The organism is Microbacterium sp. NPDC058021 (assembly GCF_042885955.1).
In the GTDB taxonomy this organism is placed as follows: Bacteria; Actinomycetota; Actinomycetes; order Actinomycetales; family Microbacteriaceae; genus Microbacterium.
The window spans coordinates 167064-183831 of the sequence record NZ_JBHVRF010000002.1 but is presented as its reverse complement, the minus strand read 5'-3'; the positions used below and the strand labels follow the sequence as shown (position 1 = coordinate 183831).

At 70.5% G+C, this 16768-nt stretch carries 15 protein-coding genes and 2 tRNA genes; 11 read left to right on the top strand and 6 right to left on the bottom strand.

Going from position 1 to position 16768, the window contains the following annotated elements; genetic code table 11:
- The first annotated feature begins 21 nt into the window (after window positions 1–21).
- Window positions 22–693, top strand: a complete 672-nt coding sequence (locus tag ACFVR6_RS04340; protein WP_386959184.1) for a hypothetical protein — start codon at window positions 22–24, stop codon at window positions 691–693.
- 33 nt (window positions 694–726) lie between these two features.
- On the opposite strand, the gene ACFVR6_RS04335 is transcribed toward ACFVR6_RS04340, so the two are convergent.
- From ACFVR6_RS04335 to pepN, 4 genes are all read right to left on the bottom strand, one after another.
- Window positions 727–2388, bottom strand: coding sequence for an FAD-binding dehydrogenase (locus ACFVR6_RS04335; RefSeq protein ID WP_386959182.1), 1662 nt, complete (start codon window positions 2386–2388; stop codon window positions 727–729).
- Between the two features lie 37 nt (window positions 2389–2425).
- Entirely contained in the window at window positions 2426–2893 is a 468-nt protein-coding gene (locus ACFVR6_RS04330) for a globin (protein ID WP_386959180.1), read from the bottom strand.
- Window positions 2890–3975 (bottom strand): mechanosensitive ion channel family protein, encoded by a 1086-nt coding sequence (locus ACFVR6_RS04325; protein ID WP_386959178.1) that lies wholly within the window; start codon window positions 3973–3975, stop codon window positions 2890–2892. Before ACFVR6_RS04325 ends, ACFVR6_RS04330 begins: the two co-directional genes overlap by 4 nt.
- A 105-nt stretch (window positions 3976–4080) precedes the next feature.
- Window positions 4081–6636 (bottom strand): aminopeptidase N, encoded by a 2556-nt coding sequence (pepN, locus tag ACFVR6_RS04320; protein ID WP_386959176.1) that lies wholly within the window; start codon window positions 6634–6636, stop codon window positions 4081–4083.
- Window positions 6637–6793: 157 nt separating this feature from the next.
- Here pepN and ACFVR6_RS04315 point away from each other — a divergent pair, with 157 nt between their 5' ends.
- Genes ACFVR6_RS04315 through ACFVR6_RS04295 form a run of 5 tightly spaced genes read left to right on the top strand, consistent with a single transcriptional unit; the run spans window position 6794 to window position 11724 of the window.
- On the top strand, window positions 6794–7996 hold the full coding sequence (locus tag ACFVR6_RS04315; RefSeq protein WP_386960239.1) for a ferrochelatase: 1203 nt from the start codon (window positions 6794–6796) through the stop codon (window positions 7994–7996).
- Between the two features lie 47 nt (window positions 7997–8043).
- Window positions 8044–8589, top strand: coding sequence for a ribose-5-phosphate isomerase (locus tag ACFVR6_RS04310; RefSeq protein ID WP_386959174.1), 546 nt, complete (start codon window positions 8044–8046; stop codon window positions 8587–8589).
- The gene (locus ACFVR6_RS04305; RefSeq protein ID WP_386959172.1) at window positions 8589–9587 is read left to right on the top strand and encodes an Fpg/Nei family DNA glycosylase; all 999 of its coding nucleotides are present in this window, start codon (window positions 8589–8591) and stop codon (window positions 9585–9587) included. The genes ACFVR6_RS04310 and ACFVR6_RS04305 overlap by 1 nt, the downstream gene beginning before the upstream one ends.
- Window positions 9584–10225 (top strand): FMN-binding negative transcriptional regulator, encoded by a 642-nt coding sequence (locus ACFVR6_RS04300; RefSeq protein WP_386959170.1) that lies wholly within the window; start codon window positions 9584–9586, stop codon window positions 10223–10225. The genes ACFVR6_RS04305 and ACFVR6_RS04300 overlap by 4 nt, the downstream gene beginning before the upstream one ends.
- Entirely contained in the window at window positions 10222–11724 is a 1503-nt protein-coding gene (locus ACFVR6_RS04295) for an amidohydrolase (protein WP_386959169.1), read from the top strand. Before ACFVR6_RS04300 ends, ACFVR6_RS04295 begins: the two co-directional genes overlap by 4 nt.
- A gap of 49 nt (window positions 11725–11773) precedes the next feature.
- Here the strand turns inward: ACFVR6_RS04295 and ACFVR6_RS04290 are convergent, their stop codons facing one another.
- Window positions 11774–12259: a Dps family protein gene (locus ACFVR6_RS04290; protein WP_386959167.1), complete on the bottom strand. Its 486-nt coding sequence runs from the start codon at window positions 12257–12259 to the stop codon at window positions 11774–11776.
- Window positions 12260–12376: 117 nt separating this feature from the next.
- On the opposite strand from ACFVR6_RS04290, the gene ACFVR6_RS04285 reads away from it, so the two are divergent.
- The gene (locus tag ACFVR6_RS04285) at window positions 12377–12916 is read left to right on the top strand and encodes a gamma carbonic anhydrase family protein (protein ID WP_386959165.1); all 540 of its coding nucleotides are present in this window, start codon (window positions 12377–12379) and stop codon (window positions 12914–12916) included.
- A gap of 328 nt (window positions 12917–13244) precedes the next feature.
- On the opposite strand, the gene ACFVR6_RS04280 is transcribed toward ACFVR6_RS04285, so the two are convergent.
- Window positions 13245–13318, bottom strand: a tRNA-Gly gene (locus ACFVR6_RS04280).
- A gap of 116 nt (window positions 13319–13434) precedes the next feature.
- Between ACFVR6_RS04280 and ACFVR6_RS04275 the strand changes: the two genes are divergently transcribed.
- From ACFVR6_RS04275 to ACFVR6_RS04260, 4 genes are all read left to right on the top strand, one after another.
- Window positions 13435–13508, top strand: a tRNA-Pro gene (locus ACFVR6_RS04275).
- A gap of 75 nt (window positions 13509–13583) precedes the next feature.
- Complete coding sequence (gene tig / locus ACFVR6_RS04270; RefSeq protein ID WP_386959163.1) at window positions 13584–15152, top strand: trigger factor; 1569 nt, start codon at window positions 13584–13586, stop codon at window positions 15150–15152.
- Between the two features lie 134 nt (window positions 15153–15286).
- Window positions 15287–15934 carry an ATP-dependent Clp protease proteolytic subunit gene (locus ACFVR6_RS04265; protein WP_386959161.1) on the top strand — a complete coding sequence of 216 codons (648 nt, stop codon included), beginning with the start codon at window positions 15287–15289 and terminating at the stop codon, window positions 15932–15934.
- Between the two features lie 22 nt (window positions 15935–15956).
- Window positions 15957–16625, top strand: coding sequence for an ATP-dependent Clp protease proteolytic subunit (locus tag ACFVR6_RS04260; protein WP_386959159.1), 669 nt, complete (start codon window positions 15957–15959; stop codon window positions 16623–16625).
- The last annotated feature ends 143 nt before the right edge of the window (window positions 16626–16768 follow it).

The window sequence follows — 16768 nt, the reverse complement described above, 5'->3', positions numbered from 1 at the left end:
CCGGTTGATAGTTTAGGCGGGATGTCGCACCGTCTTCGCTTCCCCGATGCCCGCGCCGCAGCCGACGCCGCCACGTTCGCCTCCCGCGCCACCCGCCTCGGTGACGGGACGGTGCGATTGCAGGCGTCGGCGGGGACCCTCGTGATGACGTGCGCGCCACTTGCACCGCGCGGGCTGCTGGATGCCACCCCGACGGTGCTGGGGCTGCGCGCAACGACCGTCGACCCCGAGCTCGAGACCGACATCGTCATCGACGGGACGGCGCTCGTGGCATCCGATGAACCGACCGAGCTGGAACTTCCCGCCGTAGCCGTGTCGGCCGCGTGGGCGGGCATCGCGCCGCCGCGCGCGGGGTGGGCAGAGGCTCCGGCGGTGGATGCCGCGACGGTCGCCGCCCGCGCCCAGTGGGGAATCGCGGCGGTGGCGCAGACCGTTCCCCGCGATGCCGGGGAGGACGCCGTCCGGGCGGTGCGCGCCACGGTATGGGGCGCACCCGACGAGGCGCTTGCCGGCCTGCCGCTCGGCGCGGCCTTCGCGGCGTTCGGCCTCGGCTTCATCGGTGGTGCCGAGACGGTCGCGGTGCGCACCGCGGGCCCGTGGACACGGCTCACATTCCGTCGTGGGCATGTGCTGGTCCGGGGACCGGTGAAGTCGGGTCTCACGCCCGTGCGCGGTACCGGCGCGGCCGCCTGACGCGAGCCCGTACCGCTCGTCCGGCCCGTAGCGCTACAGCAGCGCCGCCGCCGCGCGTCCGGCGAGGCGCCCGGAGAACAGGCATCCGCCGAGGAACGTGCCCTCCAGCGCACGGTAGCCGTGCATGCCGCCGCCACCGAAGCCTGCCGCCTCGCCCGCCGCGTAGAGTCCCGGCACGGTCTCGCCGTCGGCGCCGAGCACGCGCGAGTGCAGGTCGGTCTGCAGTCCACCGAGCGATTTGCGGGTGAGCACGTGCAGCTTCACCGCGATGAGCGGTCCGGCTGCGGGATCGAGGATGCGGTGCGGCGCCGCGGTGCGCACGAGCCGGTCGCCGCGGAACGAGCGCGCCGAGCGGAGCATCGCGATCTGCGCGTCCTTCGTGAAGTCGTTGTCCATCTCCCGGTCGCGCGCCTGCACCTCGGTGCGCACCCGCGCGGCATCCAGGGCTTCACCGCCGGGCAGGGCGCGCATGCCCGCGATGAGGTCGTCGAGCGTGTCACGGACGACGAAGTCGGCACCGTGGTCGAGGAAGTCCTGCACGGGTCCCGAGGCGCCCTTGCCCAGCCGCGACGACAGCAGCAGCTTCACGTCCTTGCCGGTCAGGTCGGGATTCTGCTCGCTGCCGGAGAGCGTGAACTCCTTCTCGATGATCTTGTAGGACAGCACGAACCAGGAATGGTCGTGTCCGGTGCGCCGCAGGTGCGCGAGCGTGCCCAGCGTGTCGAAACCGGGGAAGAGGGGGACGGGGAGGCGCGCACCGGTGGCGTCGAGCCACACCGACGAGGGCCCGGGGAGGATGCGGATGCCGTGTTGCGGCCACACCGGATGCCAGTTCTGGATGCCCTCGACGTAGTGCCACATCCGGTCGCCGTTGATCTCGCGTGCGCCCGCCGCGGTGGCAACCCCCAGCATGTGCCCGTCGACATACGCGGGCACCCCCGACACCATCGAGGTGGGAGGGGTGCCCAGGCGCTCGGGCCACCGCTCCCGCACGAGGGCATGGTTGCCGCCGATGCCGCCGGAGGTCACGATCGTCGCACCCGCGACGATCTCGAAGTCGTCCACCACCTCGCGGGAGGTCGCCACGCCCCGCGCCGCACCCGAGGGCGCCAGCACCTCGCCGGTGGCCCCGGTGACGACGCCGTCGGCGAGGGTCAGTGCGGTCACGCGGTGGCGCGCGAGGATCGTGAGGCGCCTGGCCTCCTCGGCCTGCTCCACCTCGCCCTGGAACGGCGCGACGACGCCGGGGCCGGTGCCCCACGTGATGTGGAACCGGGGTACCGAGTTGCCGGGGCCGGTGGCGGTGTACCCGCCGCGCTCGGCCCACCCCACGACGGGGAAGAAGCCGAGCCCTTTCTCCCGCAGCCAGGCGCGCTTCTCGTGGTGCGCGAAGTCGAGGTAGGCCTCGGCCCAGCGGCGCGGCCAGGCATCCTCGTCGCGGTCGAAGCCGGCAGTGCCGAACCAGTCCTGCCGGGCGAGATCGGGGGAGTCGCGGATGCCGAGACGTCGCTGCTCGGGCGAGTCGACGAAGAACAGCCCCCCGAACGACCACCACGCCTGCCCGCCGAGGTTGGTGCGGGGCTCCTGATCGACGATCACCACACGCCTGCCCGCGGCTGCGGCCTCACTGGCGGCGACGAGCCCGGACAGCCCCCAGCCGATGACGAGCACGTCTGTCGTGATGCGGACGGTCATGGGCGACTCCTTCGTCGTCGATGCGAGGCGGTACGGTTCAGCGGGGGTCGGGCGGCCGGCTGACCAGCGTCATCCCCGATGCGTCACGACCCGCGGACGCAGGACCGATGCCGGTCGGCTCGAACGTGTTCACCATGGCATGCGCTGCCCGCTCGAGGTAGTCCCAGAGCGTCGCCTCGTGCAGGGGCGAGAGCTGCAGCTCGTCGACGGCGACGCGCATGTGCGCGAGCCACCGGTCGCGGGCGTCGGGGTTGACGTGGAACGCGGCGTGGCGCATGCGCAGGCGCGGGTGACCTCGTTCCTGGCTGTACTGCGTCGGCCCGCCCCAGTACTGGGCGAGGAACATCTCCAGCCGACGCGTCGCCGGCTCGAGGTCGGTCTCCGGGTACATCGGCCGCAGCACGTCGTCTTCGGCGACACCCCGGTAGAACGCCGCGGCGAGGCGCACGAACGTGTCGTGGCCGCCGATCTCGTCGTAGAACGAGACAGGAGCGCTGTCGGTCATGTGGTCTTCTCTTCCCCGTCGTCGGATGCCGCAGGGCTGGGCGGCGCGGCATCCGGGTCTGTCTTGGCGTTCTTGCCGGTGCGCTTGGGCTTCCAGACCGGGCGCGCCTCCGCCGGCACGGGCGTGGGCTTGGTGACCGGCGGGTTGGCGCCGCGCACGCGCTGCGCGCCCTCAATGCCCGTCAGCACGATGGAATTGAGGTGCGGCAGGGACAGTCCCATCTCGTCGATCGCGTGCTTGAGACGCATCCGCAGCTCGCGGGCGACGTCGTCCTTCGCGTTGGCGCGCGTCTTCATGACGAGCCGGATGACCAGGGCGTCACCGTCGATCGACTCCAGGCCCCACACCTCGGGGTTCTCGAGGATGCGCGTACGCCACTTCGGGTCCTTCTGCAGGCTGCGCGCGGCATCGAGCATCTGCTTCTCGACCTCGTCGAGGTCGGCATCGGCCGGAACGGCGAGGTCGATGATGACGCGCGACCAGCCCTGGGACATGTTGCCGATGCGGGTGATCTCGCCGTTGCGCACGTACCAGAGCGTGCCGTTGACGTCGCGGACGTGGGTCACGCGCACCGAGACGTACTCCACGACGCCGGTGGCCAGCCCGAGGTCGACGACGTCGCCGATGCCGATCTGGTCCTCCGCGACGACGAAGATGCCGTTGAGCACGTCCTTGACGATGTTCTGCGCACCGAAACCGAGACCGGCGCCGATGGCGGCCGAGAGCAGGGCGAAGGAGCCGAGCGCGGTGGGCGCGAGCACCTGCACGACCAGCAGCACCACGACGATGACGATCGCCACATTGACGATGTTCTGCAGGATGGTGCCGAGCGTGCGCGTGCGCTGCACGAGGCGCACCTGGGCGAGGGGCGAGCGGTCCAGCGCCTGGGTGTCGTCGACGCGTGCCTTCGACTTCGCACCCGAGACGATGCGATCGACGGTGCGGCGGATGACGATGCGCAGCACCCAGGTGGCGAGGATTCCACCGAGGATGATGGCGGCCACGGCGAGCAGGTTCCAGCCCGCCGTGATGAGGAACTTGAGCACACGGCCCCAGAAGTCCGGATTGGTCACGTCGTCCATCGTCCCGATCCTACTGACCGTGCCCTCTGCGGCGGCTGAGCGCGGCCGCACAGCACCGCGCCCCGGACCCGAGCGAGCGGGACCGGGGCGCGGTCGATGTTCCGGTTACTCGGCGTCGCGCGCCTGCACCGACAGGGCGCGTTCCACGCCGGCGAGATTCTCGGCGACGAGGCGGCGCAGTGCCGGCGGGGCGTCCTGGTGCTCGGCGAGCCACGCGCGCGTCGCATCGCGCAGGGCCACGTCCGCCAGTGCCGCTGGGTACAGACCCACGATGAGGTACTGCGCGATCTGGTACGAGCGCGACTCCCAGATGGGCAGCAGCATGTCGAAGTACGCGGGCACGAACTCCGCGAGCAGAGCGCGACCGGCAGGGTGGACGAAGCCGGCGGCTGCGGCACGCACGATGGTGTTCGGCGCGTCGGCGGTGTCGATGAGCGACGACCAGGCGTCGCGCTTGGCCTCGGCCGTGGGCAGGGCCGCACGGGCCTGGGCCGCGAACTCGCCGCCCTTGGCCGTGTTGTCCGCGGCGAGGGCTTCATCGATCGCCGCGGCGTCGACGGCGCCGGCCGCAGCGAGCGAGATCAGCAGCTGCCACGACAGGTCGGTGTCGATTTCGAGGCCCTCCAGCGACCGCTCGCCCGCCCGCAGTGCCCGCACCGTCTCGGCGTGGGCGGGGGTGCTGGCGGCGCCGGCGAACGCGGTGACGAACTGCAGCTGGCTGTCGCTGCCCGCTTCAGCCGCCTGCGCGAGCTCCCACAGAGCGTCGGCCACCCGCGCCCGCGTCTCGTCGCGACGCGACGGGGTGACGTAGGACGACGCCGCGAGCAGCAGCTGTCCCAGCGTCGTGCGCACGGTGGTCGACTCGGTCTCGGTGCCGATGTTGCGCAGCACGAGGTCGACGTAGTCGGTGGCGGATGCCTCGGCGTCGCGGGTCTGGTCCCACGCGGCGCCCCACACGAGCGACCGCGCGAGCGGGTCGCTGATCTTGCTCAGGTGCTCGATCGCGGTCTGCAGCGAGCGGTCGTCGAGGCGGATCTTCGCGTAGGCGAGGTCCTCGTCGTTGAGCAGCACGAGGTCGGGGCGCGTACGGCCCTTGAGCTGGGGCACCTCGGTGAGGTCGCCGTCGACGTCGAGCTCCTCGTGGTGCACCCGCACGAGCGCGTCGCCCTGCAGCTGGTAGAAGCCGATGCCGACGCGATGCGGGCGGATCGTGGGGTAGTCCGCGGGAGCGGTCTGCACGATCGCGAAGCGCGTGATGGTGCCGTCGCTGTCGGTGGCGATCTCAGGGGAGAGCGTGTTGACCCCGGCGGTCTCGAGCCACTTCTTCGACCAGGTCGACAGGTCGCGGCCACTCGTGCGCTCGAGTTCGACCATGAGGTCGGACAGCTCGGTGTTGGACCACTCGTTCTTCTTGAAGTACGCGGCCACACCGGCGAAGAACTGCTCGATGCCGACCCAGGCGGCCAGCTGCTTGAGCACGGAGCCACCCTTGGCATAGGTGATGCCGTCGAAGTTGACCTGCACGTCTTCGAGGTCGTTGATCTGCGCGACGACGGGGTGGGTCGAGGGCAGCTGGTCCTGGCGGTATGCCCAGGTCTTCTCCATCGCGTTGAAGGTGGTCCACGCCGCCTCCCACTCGGTGGCTTCGGCGGTGGCCATGGTCGACGCCCACTCGGCGAACGACTCGTTCAGCCACAGGTCGTTCCACCAGCGCATCGTCACGAGGTCGCCGAACCACATGTGGGCCAGCTCGTGCAGGATCGTGACGACGCGGCGCTCCTTGACGGCGTCGGTCACCTTGCTGCGGAAGACGTAGGTCTCGGTGAAGGTCACCGCGCCAGCGTTCTCCATCGCCCCGGCGTTGAACTCCGGCACGAACAGCTGGTCGTACTTGGCGAAGGGGTACGGGTAGTCGAACTTCTCCTCGAAGTACGCGAACCCCTCGCGCGTCTTGTCGAAGATGTAGTCGGCGTCGAGGAACTGCCACAGGCTCTTGCGGGCGTAGACGCCGAGCGGGATGACGCGGCCGGAGGCGCTCGTCAGCTCGGAGAAGGTCGCCTGGTAGGGGCCGGCGATGAGCGCCGTGATGTAGGAGGAGATGAGCGGGGTGGGCTCGAAGGTCCACGTCGCCGTGCCGTCGCCGTGGCGCTGGGGCTCGGGCGTGGGGGAGTTGGAGACCACGTGCCACGGCTCGGGCGCGGTGACGGTGAACTGGAAGGTCGCCTTCACGTCGGGCTGCTCGAACACCGCGAACATGCGGCGGGAATCGGGAACCTCGAACTGCGAGTAGAGGTAGACCTCGCCGTCGACGGGGTCGACGAAGCGGTGCAGGCCCTCACCGGTGTTGGTGTAGAGGCAGTCCGCGTCGATCGTCAGCTCGTTCTCGGCGGCGAGACCGTCCAGCGCGATGCGCGAGTCGGCGAACACGGCAGCGGGGTCGAGGCTGCGGCCGTTGAGGGTGATCTCCCGCACCTCACCGGCGATGAGGTCGATGAAGGTGGCGGCGCCGGGGGTCGCACCGAAGCGCACGGTCGTGCGCGAGCCGAACACCTCCGCCCCGCGGTTCAGGTCGAGGTCGACCTCGTATGAGACGGCCGTCGCCGGGTCTAGGACGGCACGACGCTCCTGCGCTTCGATGCGGGTGAGGTTCTCTCCGGGCACGGCGGTTCTCCCAAATGTTCGGGTGTCTGAGGGGGCCCGACGGCGCGGGCCCGCCCCACAGCCTACGTCGTCAGGCACCGCGTGCCCACGGCGGCGGCGGCGAGGCGCCGCGCGCGATCGGGGCGCGCGGCGGTGCGAAGATGGGAGGGTGAGCGCAATCGACGACACCCCATCGGTCACGAACGGCGAGGCCCCACAGGTCCCCTTCGCCTCTCCCGCAGCCGCCTCCGGCGCCCCGCACATCGAGATCCCGGTGGCCTACGACGCCATCCTCCTCGCCGGCTTCGGCGGGCCGGAGGGACAGGACGACGTCATCCCGTTCCTGCGCAACGTCACCGCCGGACGCGGCATCCCCGACGAACGTCTCGAAGAAGTCGCGCACCATTACCGCCACTTCGGCGGCGTGAGCCCCATCAACGACCAGAACCGTGCGCTGAAGGCGGCCCTCGAGGACGAACTCGCCCGTCGCGGCATCGACCTGCCGGTGTACTGGGGCAACCGCAACTGGGGCCCCTACCTCGACGACGCGGTCAAGGAGGCCGCCGCCGCCGGGCACACCTCGCTCATCGCCATCGCCACGAGCGCCTACAGCTCGTTCTCCAGCTGCCGCCAGTACCGCGAGGACTTCGCGCAGGTGCTCACGCGCACCGGACTGGGCGACGTCGTCACCATCGACAAGGTGCGCCAGTTCTTCGACCACCCCGGCTTCGTCGCGCCCATCAGCGCGGGCGTGTCGCAGGCGGTCGCGGGCTTCCTCGACGATGGCATCGCCGCGTCGGAGATCCGCGTGCTGTTCTCCACCCACAGCGTGCCGATGGACGACGCGGTGCGCTCCGGCCCGCGCGACGTCGACTGGGGCGAGGGCGGCGCCTATGCCGCGCAGCACCGCGCCGTCGCCGAGGTCATCATGGGCGACCTCGCCGCCGAGCGTCCCGACGCGGCATCCGTCGCCTGGGATCTCGTCTACCAGTCGCGCTCGGGCCCGCCCTCGCAGCCGTGGCTCGAGCCCGACGTGGTCGATGTGATCGAGACGCTCCCGGATGCCGGTGTGCGCGCGGTCGCCATCGTGCCGCTCGGGTTCGTCAGCGACCACATGGAGGTGCTCTGGGACCTCGACACCGAGGCCGTGGAAGCCGCCGAAGAGGCGGGGCTGCGGGCCGTGCGCACCGCGACGCCGGGCGTCGACCCCGCATACGTCACGGGTCTCATCGACCTCGTGATGGAACGCGTCGAGGGCACCCCCACCGCCGAGCGTCCGCACCGCACGGCGCTCGGGCCCTGGTTCGACGTGTGCCGTCCTGCCTGCTGCGAGAACGTGCGCGCCGGGTTCAAGCCCGCCGCCGCCGGCATCGCGCCCTGACCCGCACGCACGTCCGCGGGCCGGAGCGCCGACCCTAGAATCGACGCATGCGCATCCACATCGCGACCGATCACGCCGGCCTCGAATTCTCCACGCACCTGCAGCACCACTTGGCCGGCCAGGGGCACGAGATCGTGGACCACGGGCCGCTGGACTACGACCCGCTCGACGACTATCCCGCCTTCTGCATCCGCGCCGCCGAGGCCGTGGTGCGCGACCAGAACGCCGGCGTCGACACCCTCGGGGTCGTCTTCGGCGGCTCGGGCAACGGCGAGCAGATGGCGGCGAACAAGGTGCGCGGCGCCCGGGCGGCTCTGGTGTGGAGCATCGCGACGGCAGAACTGGCCCGCGAGCACAACGACGCCAACGTGATCGCGATCGGCGCCCGCCAGCACACGTTCGACGAGGCCGCGGCCTTCATCGACCGGTTCATCGCCACGCCGTTCTCGGGTGACGAGCGTCACGCCCGCCGCATCGCGCAGCTGGCCGCGTACGAGACCGACGGGTCGCTGCTGCCCGACCCGCGTGCGGCGGCGGACCAGCCCGACGTGCTGGCCGCCGACGACAGCTCGTTCGACCCGGAAGCAGGCTGATGCCCGAGGGTCACTCCGTCCACCGCATCGCCCGGCAGTTCGACCGCAACTTCGTCGGACGCCGGGTGTCGGCATCCAGCCCGCAGGGCCGATTCGTCGAGGGTGCCGCCGTCCTCGACGGCCGCACCGCGACCGAGGTGCGTGCGGTGGGCAAGCAGATGTTCCTCGCGTTCGACGATGCCATCTGGCTGCGCGTGCACCTGGGCATGTACGGCGCATGGGACTTCGCCGGTGAGATCCTGGTCGACCCGACGATCGCCGCGGCCAACGGGCGGATGGGGCAGACCAACCAGCGCGGCACCGTGCTCGAAGACGCCCCGATCCTCGACGCCGCCGGTGAGAACTCGCTGGCCTCCATCGGCGCCCCACGGCGCACGCGCGTGCACGTGCGCATGTCGGAGCAGACCACCGGCCTGGCCGACGACGAGCAGTGGCCGCCCGCGGTCGTCGGACAGGTGCGCCTGCGGCTCATGACCGACATCACCTGCGCGGACCTGCGCGGGCCGACGTCGTGCGAGCTGCAGACCGCCGACGAGATGGCGGCGACGGTCGCCAAGCTCGGACCCGACCCGCTCGTGGACGATCCCACCGCCGGCGAGGAGCGCTTCACCGCGACGGTGCGCCGCAAACCCACTCCCATCGGGCTGCTCCTGATGGACCAGACGGTCGTCAGCGGCATCGGCAACGTCTACCGCGCAGAGATGCTCTTCCGGGCACGGCAGAACCCCCACACGCCGGGGCGCGACGTGCCGGAGGAGACCGTGCGCGCGCTCTGGCGCGACTGGGTCACGCTGCTGTCGATCGGCGTCGAGACCGGCCAGATGATGACGATGGACGACCTGGCGCCCGAGGACTACCGCAAGGCCATGGCCTCCCGCGACGACCGGCACTGGGTGTACCACCGGGCAGGGCTGCCCTGCCGCGTGTGCGGCACGGCGATCGTCGTCGAGGAGATGGCCACGCGCAAGCTCTACTGGTGCCCGAGGTGCCAGGCGTGAGGCAGAACCCGAGCTTCGCCATGACCGACGTCGCGGAACTGCGCCGCGTGATCGACGAGAACCCGTGGGTGACCCTCGTGAGCCACACCGACGATGGTCTCGTCGCCTCGCACTACGCGGTGCTGCTGGACGACACCCGCGACGACCTCACGATCGTGGGGCACGTCGGCAAGCCCGACGACCTCATCCACGGGCTGGGGGAGCGCGAGCTGCTTGTGGTCGTGCAGGGTCCGCACGGCTACATCTCGCCCGGCTGGTACGGTGACGTCGCAGCCGTGCCGACCTGGAACTTCGTCTCGGTGCACCTGAGCGGCGTCCCCGAACTGCTGAGCACCGAGGAGAACCTCGCGGTGCTCGACCGGCTCGTTGCCCGGTTCGAGGGCAGCATGCCGCAGCCGCGGTTGCTGTGGGAACGGCCCAACGACGCCGACTTCGTGCACCGCCTCGAGAAGGGCACGGTCGGTTTCCGACTCACCCCCACGCGCGTGGTCGCCAAACGCAAACTGAGCCAGAACAAGCCCGACGACGTCGTGGAGACCATCGTGACCGAATTGGATGCCGGCGCAGCCGGATACACCGACCCGCGCCTGGCCGCGGAGATGCGTCGCGCCCACGACGCCCGCAAGGGACGCGCGTGAGCCCGACGGTGGGTGACGGCGTCGACGTCGTCGCCAACGTGCGCCTGACCGGTGCCGACCGGACCGACCCGTTCGGCGGCGACGCGGTCGACGTGCACCTGAGCGCCGGCGTGATCGCCGACATCGCGCCGGCGAAGGCCCTGCCTCGGCGCGGCGTCGTGCTCGACGCCGACGGCGGCTGGCTCGTGCCGGGGCTCTGGGATCACCACGTGCACACCGTGCAGTGGGCGCTCGTCGCGCAGCGCGAATCGCTCGGCCACGCGACCAGTGCGGCGCACGCGGCGCGGATCATGGCTGACGCGCCGGTGCAGGGCGACGGCCGCCGTGTGGGCACCGGCTTCCGTCATGCGCTGTGGCCGGACGAACCCACGCTCGCCGTACTCGACGCCGCGACCGGCGACGTGCCGACCTACCTGATCAACGCCGACGTGCACAGCGTGTGGCTCAATTCCGCCGCGCTCCGCCGCGAGGGCCACCCGGCATCGGGCTCGGGACTGCTGCGCGAGCAACCGGCGTTCGAGATCTCCCGCCGGCTGAACCTCGTGCCCACCGACGTCTCCGACGCCGCGGTGGCGCGGATGGCGCGCGCCGCCGCCGCGCGCGGCGTCGTCGGCATCGTCGATTTCGACATGGCCTTCAACGCGGATGCCTGGGCGCGCCGCGCCGCGCAGGGCTTCGACATCGTGCGCGCGCGCTTCGGCATCTATCCGGCCGACCTCGAACGTGCGATCGGCCTGGGGCTCGAGACCGACGATGCGGTCGACCCTGCGGGGCTGTTCCGGGTGGGGTCCCTCAAGGTCATCACCGACGGCTCGCTCGGCACGCACACCGCTGCGTGCTCGCACGCCTACCCCGGCGACCCCTTCAACCACGGCATGCTCACGGTGCCGCCCGACGAGCTGCTCGCGCTGATGACCCGGGCCACGGGCGCCGGTCTGTCGTCGGCGATCCACGCGATCGGCGACGTCGCGAACGCGCACGCACTGGATGCCTTCGCTCTCACGGGCGCCTCCGGGACGATCGAGCACGCACAGCTGGTGGCCCACTCCGACGTGCGCCGCTTCGCCGCCCTCGAGGTCGGCGCGAGCGTGCAGCCGGAGCACGCGCTGGACGACCGGGACATCACCGACACGGTGTGGGCCACCCAGACCGCGCAGCCGTATCCGCTGCGGGCGTTCGCCGATGCCGGGGTGAACCTGCTGTTCGGCTCGGACGCACCGGTGTCGGCCCTCGACCCCTGGGCGGGCATGGCCGCGGCCGTGTACCGCACCCGCGATGGACGGGAGCCCTGGCAGCCGGCGCAGGCCGTGGATGCGGCCACCGCTCTCGCGGCATCCACCGAGAACGGCTCCGCCGGTGGATCGGCGCTGCGCATCGGCGGGGTCGCCGACCTCGCCGTCGTCTCCCACGACCCCCTCGTCTGCGACGAGCGGACCCTGCGCGGCATGGCAGTGGCGGCGACGATGATCGCCGGGCGCCTCACGCACGCCGACGGGTGACACGACGAAGCCCCGCACCGATCGGCGCGGGGCTTCGTGGAGTCGAGGATTACTCGGCGAGGTGGGCGAAGAGGAACCAGCGGTCCTTTTCGAGGCCCGCCTTGATGCCGATGGCGACGTCCTGGCTCGTGAGGTCGACCTCGTCGAGCCCGTCGATGGCGGCCTGCAGGTCGATCAGGACGGCGTCGATGTCGGCGAGGACATCGCGCACGATGGCATCCCACTGCGTGAAGCCGGCGGGAACGGCGGTGGGCTTGGCCTTCTGGGCGACCGTCGACACACGGGCGTCGATCGGCAGGCCGAGGGCGACGATGCGCTCGGCGGCGTCGTCCGCCCAGCCCTGCGCGTGCTCGACGACGGTGTCGAGAAGTTCGTGGATGGACTGGAAGTTCGCGCCGCGTACGTTCCAATGCGCCTGCTTGCCGTTGACGGCGAGAGCCTGCAGGCCGAGGACGACGGGGGTGAGGAACTGGGCGGTTCCGGCGGCGACGGTCGGGTCGGCGGCGGTGGCGGGGATGGTCTGGTTCTTCGTCATGGTCGTCTCCTATCGGCGGGGTGTCACCCTGCTCGCCACAACGCTACTCAGGCGGCGGTATTCCGCAAGCAAGCTGAGGCTCGGCTTACGGAGGCGGCGCGGCCCTACGCTCGGGGCATGACCGTTGCCGACGAAGCCTCCGTCCTGTCCGTCTCCGATGCGACCCCGCACGTGCCCGACTCCGCGTTCGTCGCCGCCGGCGCGCGGCTGGTGGGCGCGGTGACCCTGGGGGAGGAGGCGAGCGTCTGGTACAACGCGGTGCTGCGCGCCGACAGCGACACCATCACGATCGGTGCGGGCAGCAACGTGCAGGACAACGTGTCGGTGCACGTCGACGCGGGCAGCCCCGTCGTCATCGGCGAGAACGTCTCCATCGGCCACAACGCGGTCGTGCACGGCTGCACGGTCGAGGACGGCTCGCTCATCGGCATGGGAAGCGTCGTGCTCTCGGGCGCCGTCATCGGCGCGGGGTCGCTCGTAGCCGGGGGAGCGGTGGTGCTGGAGGGCACCGTCGTGCCGCCCGGGTCGCTCGTGGCGGGGGTCCCCGCGAAGGTGCGCCGCGAGCTGACCGAAGAGGAACGGGCGAAGCTGCGCCGCAACGCCGACGTCTACCGCGCACATCTGCAGAACCACGCCACAGCCGTCCGCGCCCGCTGACGGCGGTCGCTGTCGGAATTCAGGCTGTGGGCCGTTGCCGGGCGTGCGACGGCACTGTTTCGGCGCGACAGCCTGAATTCCGACAGCCGTCTCCGCCCGGCTCCGCCGGCGTTCCCGCGCCCGCCCCGTCGGAATTCAGGCTGTGGTCGCTCCCGGGTGCCCCGCAACGCGGTTTCGTCGCCGGAGCCTGAATTCCGACGCGAATCGGCGCCATCGCAGAGCGCGAGGTGGGCCACGCTCGGCGGTGTGACGCGGGTGGCAGCTGACTCGCCGGTGGCCGGAATGTAGGCGCAGACCCCCAGGACGGGCCTGGAACCCTTGCAATCAGTGGAGGGGATGACGGGAATCGAACCCGCACCATCAGTTTGGAAGACTGAGGCTCTACCATTGAGCTACATCCCCGCAGCGGCATGCCGCGGCATCCATGAGTCTAGACGAACCGCGGGCTCAGCGCGGACACGGCGCGGTCGGCTAGACTTCCCGGGGTCGTTTCGGCGCACGCGTGCGTGCGCACAACCCGGGGCGTAGCTCAGCTTGGTAGAGCGCCCGCTTTGGGAGCGGGAGGCCGCAGGTTCAAATCCTGTCGCCCCGACGTAACGACCTCCCAGACATCCAGACTTTCCGCCTCCGCGCGTCTGCGCGGATCACCCAAGGAGAAGCAACAGGAATGGTCAACGCCACCGTCGAGAAGCTCAGCCCGACCCGGGTCAAGCTCCACATCACGGTCTCCCCGGACGAACTGAAGCCCGCCATCGCACACGCGTACGAGCACATCGCCGAGGACATCCAGATCCCCGGATTCCGCAAGGGCAAGGTGCCCGCGCCCATCATCGACCAGCGCGTCGGTCGTGGTGCGGTCATCGAGCACGCCGTCAGCGAGGGCCTGGACGGGTTCTACCGCGCCGCCGTCAACGAGACCGAGATCCGCGTGGTCGGCCGTCCCGCCGCCGAGGTCGTCGAGTGGCCCAGCGACAAGGACTTCTCCGGCGACCTGGTCGTCGACGTCGAGGTGGACGTCCGCCCCGAGTTCGAGCTCCCCGCCTACGAGGACCTCACCATCGAGGTCGACGCCGTCGAGACCGATGAGGCCGCCGTCGACGCCGAGCTCGACCGCCTCCGCGGTCGCTTCGGCACGCTGGTGACCGTCGATCGTCCCGCCGCCAAGGGCGACTTCGTCGAGCTCAACCTCGTCGCCACGATCGACGGCAACGAGATCGACCGCGCCGAGGGCGTGTCGTACGAGGTCGGCTCGGGCGAACTGCTCGAGGGCACCGACGAGGCGATCGAGTCGCTCACCGCGGGTGAGGACACCACGTTCCGCTCCAAGCTCGTCGGCGGCGACCACGCCGGCTCCGAGGCCGAGGTGGCCGTCACGGTCGTGGCCGTCAAGGAGCGCGAGCTTCCCGAGGCCGACGACGACTTCGCGCAGATCGCCAGCGAGTTCGACACGATCGCCGAGCTGCGCGCCAGCCTCGCCGAGCGTGTGGGCGAGCAGTCGGGCTTCGCGCAGGCTTCCGCCGCGCGCGACAAGCTCGTCGAGAAGCTCATCGAGCTGACCGAGATCCCCGTGCCCGAGCAGCTCGTCGAGGACGAGGTGCACCAGCACCTCGAGGGCGAAGGCCGTCTCGAGGACGACGAGCACCGCGCCGAGGTCACCGAGGCGAGCAAGAAGCAGTTCCGCACCCAGATGGTGCTCGACAAGATCGCGGAGCAGTTCAAGGTGCAGGTCTCGCAGGACGAGCTCACCCAGTACCTGATCCAGTCGGCCGCCCAGTACGGCATGGCCCCGCAGGAGTTCGTCAACGCGCTGCAGCAGGGCAACCAGCTGCCCGCGATGATCGGCGAGGTCGCGCGCAACAAGGCGCTGGCACTGGCGCTCGGCAAGGTCACGGTCGTCGACACCGACGGCAAGCCCGTCGACCTCTCCGGCTTCATCGCCCTCGAGGACGAGCCTTCCGCCGAGGAAGAGGTCGTCGAAGAGGCGCAGGAGATCGCGGATGCCGCGGCTGACGCCGACGCCGTCATCGAGGCCGAGGAGAAGCCCGCCAAGAAGGCGCCCGCCAAGAAGGCTCCGGCCAAGAAGGCCGACGCCGCCGAGGCTCCCGCCAAGAAGCCGGCTGCCAAGAAGCCCGCCGCCAAGAAGGCCGCTGACGCTGCGGAGCCCGCAGCCGACGCCGAGCCTGCCAAGAAGCCGGCGACCCGCAAGGCCGCCAAGAAGGCCACGGACGAGAAGTAAGTCGACCCGATCGACGACGCTGACGGGGCGGATGCTGCGGCATCCGTCCCGTCGGTGTTTCACCCCATCGTCGCAGCGGGCACTCTGCCCAGGGCGAACACGGGCGGGTCGCCCGTGACGCGCCGGTAGATTCATTGCGACGGACCACGGAAACAGGAGTGAACATGGCCGAACCCCTTGTCGCGACCAGCGTCTTCGACAGGCTGCTGAAGGACCGCATCATCTGGCTCGGGTCGGAGGTGCGTGACGACAACGCCAACGAGATCTGCGCCAAGATCCTGCTGCTGGCAGCGGAGGACTCCGAGAAGGACATCTACCTCTACATCAACTCGCCCGGCGGCTCGATCACCGCCGGCATGGCGATCTACGACACGATGCAGTTCGTGCCCAACGACATCGTCACCGTCGGCATCGGCATGGCGGCCTCGATGGGTCAGCTGCTGCTGACCAGCGGAACGAAGGGCAAGCGCTACATCACGCCCAACGCCCGTGTGCTGCTGCACCAGCCCCACGGCGGCTTCGGCGGTACCGCCAGCGACATCCAGACGCAGGCTCAGCTCATCCTCTCGATGAAGCGCCGCCTCGCCGAGATCACCGCTGCGCAGACCGGCAAGTCGGTCGAGCAGATCAACCTCGACGGCGACCGCGACCGCTGGTTCACCGCCGATGAGGCGCTCGAGTACGGCTTCGTCGACCACATCCGCGAGCACGCCGCAGACGTCACCGGCGGCGGCGGAACAGCCGTCGACGGCGTCACTGTCGGCGACGACCCCGCCAACTGAGACCCCGGAGGAGACACACACAATGCACACCCCCACCTTCGGCGGCGCCCCTCAGGGCCTGCAGATGCCGAACAGCCGCTACATCCTCCCGCAGTTCGAGGAGCGCACGGCATACGGCTACAAGCGCCAGGACCCCTACAACAAGCTCTTCGAAGACCGCGTGATCTTCCTGGGCGTGCAGGTCGACGACGCGTCGGCCGACGACGTCATGGCCCAGCTGCTCGTGCTTGAGTCGCAGGATCCCGACCGCGACATCGTCATGTACATCAACTCGCCCGGTGGCTCGTTCACCGCCATGACGGCGATCTACGACACCATGCAGTACGTGTCGCCGCAGATCTCGACCGTCGTGCTCGGGCAGGCGGCATCCGCTGCCGCCGTGCTGCTGGCGGCCGGTGCCCCCGGCAAGCGTCTGGCGCTGCCAAACGCCCGCATCCTCATTCACCAGCCCGCCGTCGGCGAGGCCGGCCACGGACAGGCGTCGGACATCGAGATCCAGGCGGCCGAGATCCTGCGCATGCGCACGTGGCTGGAGGAGACGCTCGCGAAGCACTCCAACCGCTCGCAGGAGCAGGTCAACAAGGACATCGACCGCGACAAGATCCTCTCGGCGAACGATGCGCTCGAGTACGGTCTCGTCGACCAGGTGCTCACCACGCGCAAGCGCGGTCAGGCTGCCATCACCAGCTGACACGCGGATGCCGCTCGCCCCGTCCGTCGTTCCTTCGACGGGCGGGGCTTTGCGCTTTCCACCCCGTTGCGTTCGCCCGCGACATCGGGCGCCGCAAATGCCGCCCGATGTCGCAGCCAGCAGTTAGGCTCGGAGAGCGCCCG

Bases quoted from the DNA above. Each gene is read 5' to 3' on its own strand.
- ACFVR6_RS04340 (WP_386959184.1), top strand. From the start codon at position 22: ATGTCGCACCGTCTTCGCTTCCCCGATGCCCGCGCCGCAGCCGACGCC.
- ACFVR6_RS04335 (WP_386959182.1), bottom strand. From the start codon at position 2,388: ATGACCGTCCGCATCACGACAGACGTGCTCGTCATCGGCTGGGGGCTG.
- ACFVR6_RS04330 (WP_386959180.1), bottom strand. From the start codon at position 2,893: ATGACCGACAGCGCTCCTGTCTCGTTCTACGACGAGATCGGCGGCCAC.
- ACFVR6_RS04325 (WP_386959178.1), bottom strand. From the start codon at position 3,975: ATGGACGACGTGACCAATCCGGACTTCTGGGGCCGTGTGCTCAAGTTC.
- ACFVR6_RS04310 (WP_386959174.1), top strand. From the start codon at position 8,044: ATGCGCATCCACATCGCGACCGATCACGCCGGCCTCGAATTCTCCACG.
- ACFVR6_RS04305 (WP_386959172.1), top strand. From the start codon at position 8,589: ATGCCCGAGGGTCACTCCGTCCACCGCATCGCCCGGCAGTTCGACCGC.
- ACFVR6_RS04290 (WP_386959167.1), bottom strand. From the start codon at position 12,259: ATGACGAAGAACCAGACCATCCCCGCCACCGCCGCCGACCCGACCGTC.
- ACFVR6_RS04285 (WP_386959165.1), top strand. From the start codon at position 12,377: ATGACCGTTGCCGACGAAGCCTCCGTCCTGTCCGTCTCCGATGCGACC.
- tig (WP_386959163.1), top strand. From the start codon at position 13,584: ATGGTCAACGCCACCGTCGAGAAGCTCAGCCCGACCCGGGTCAAGCTC.
- ACFVR6_RS04260 (WP_386959159.1), top strand. From the start codon at position 15,957: ATGCACACCCCCACCTTCGGCGGCGCCCCTCAGGGCCTGCAGATGCCG.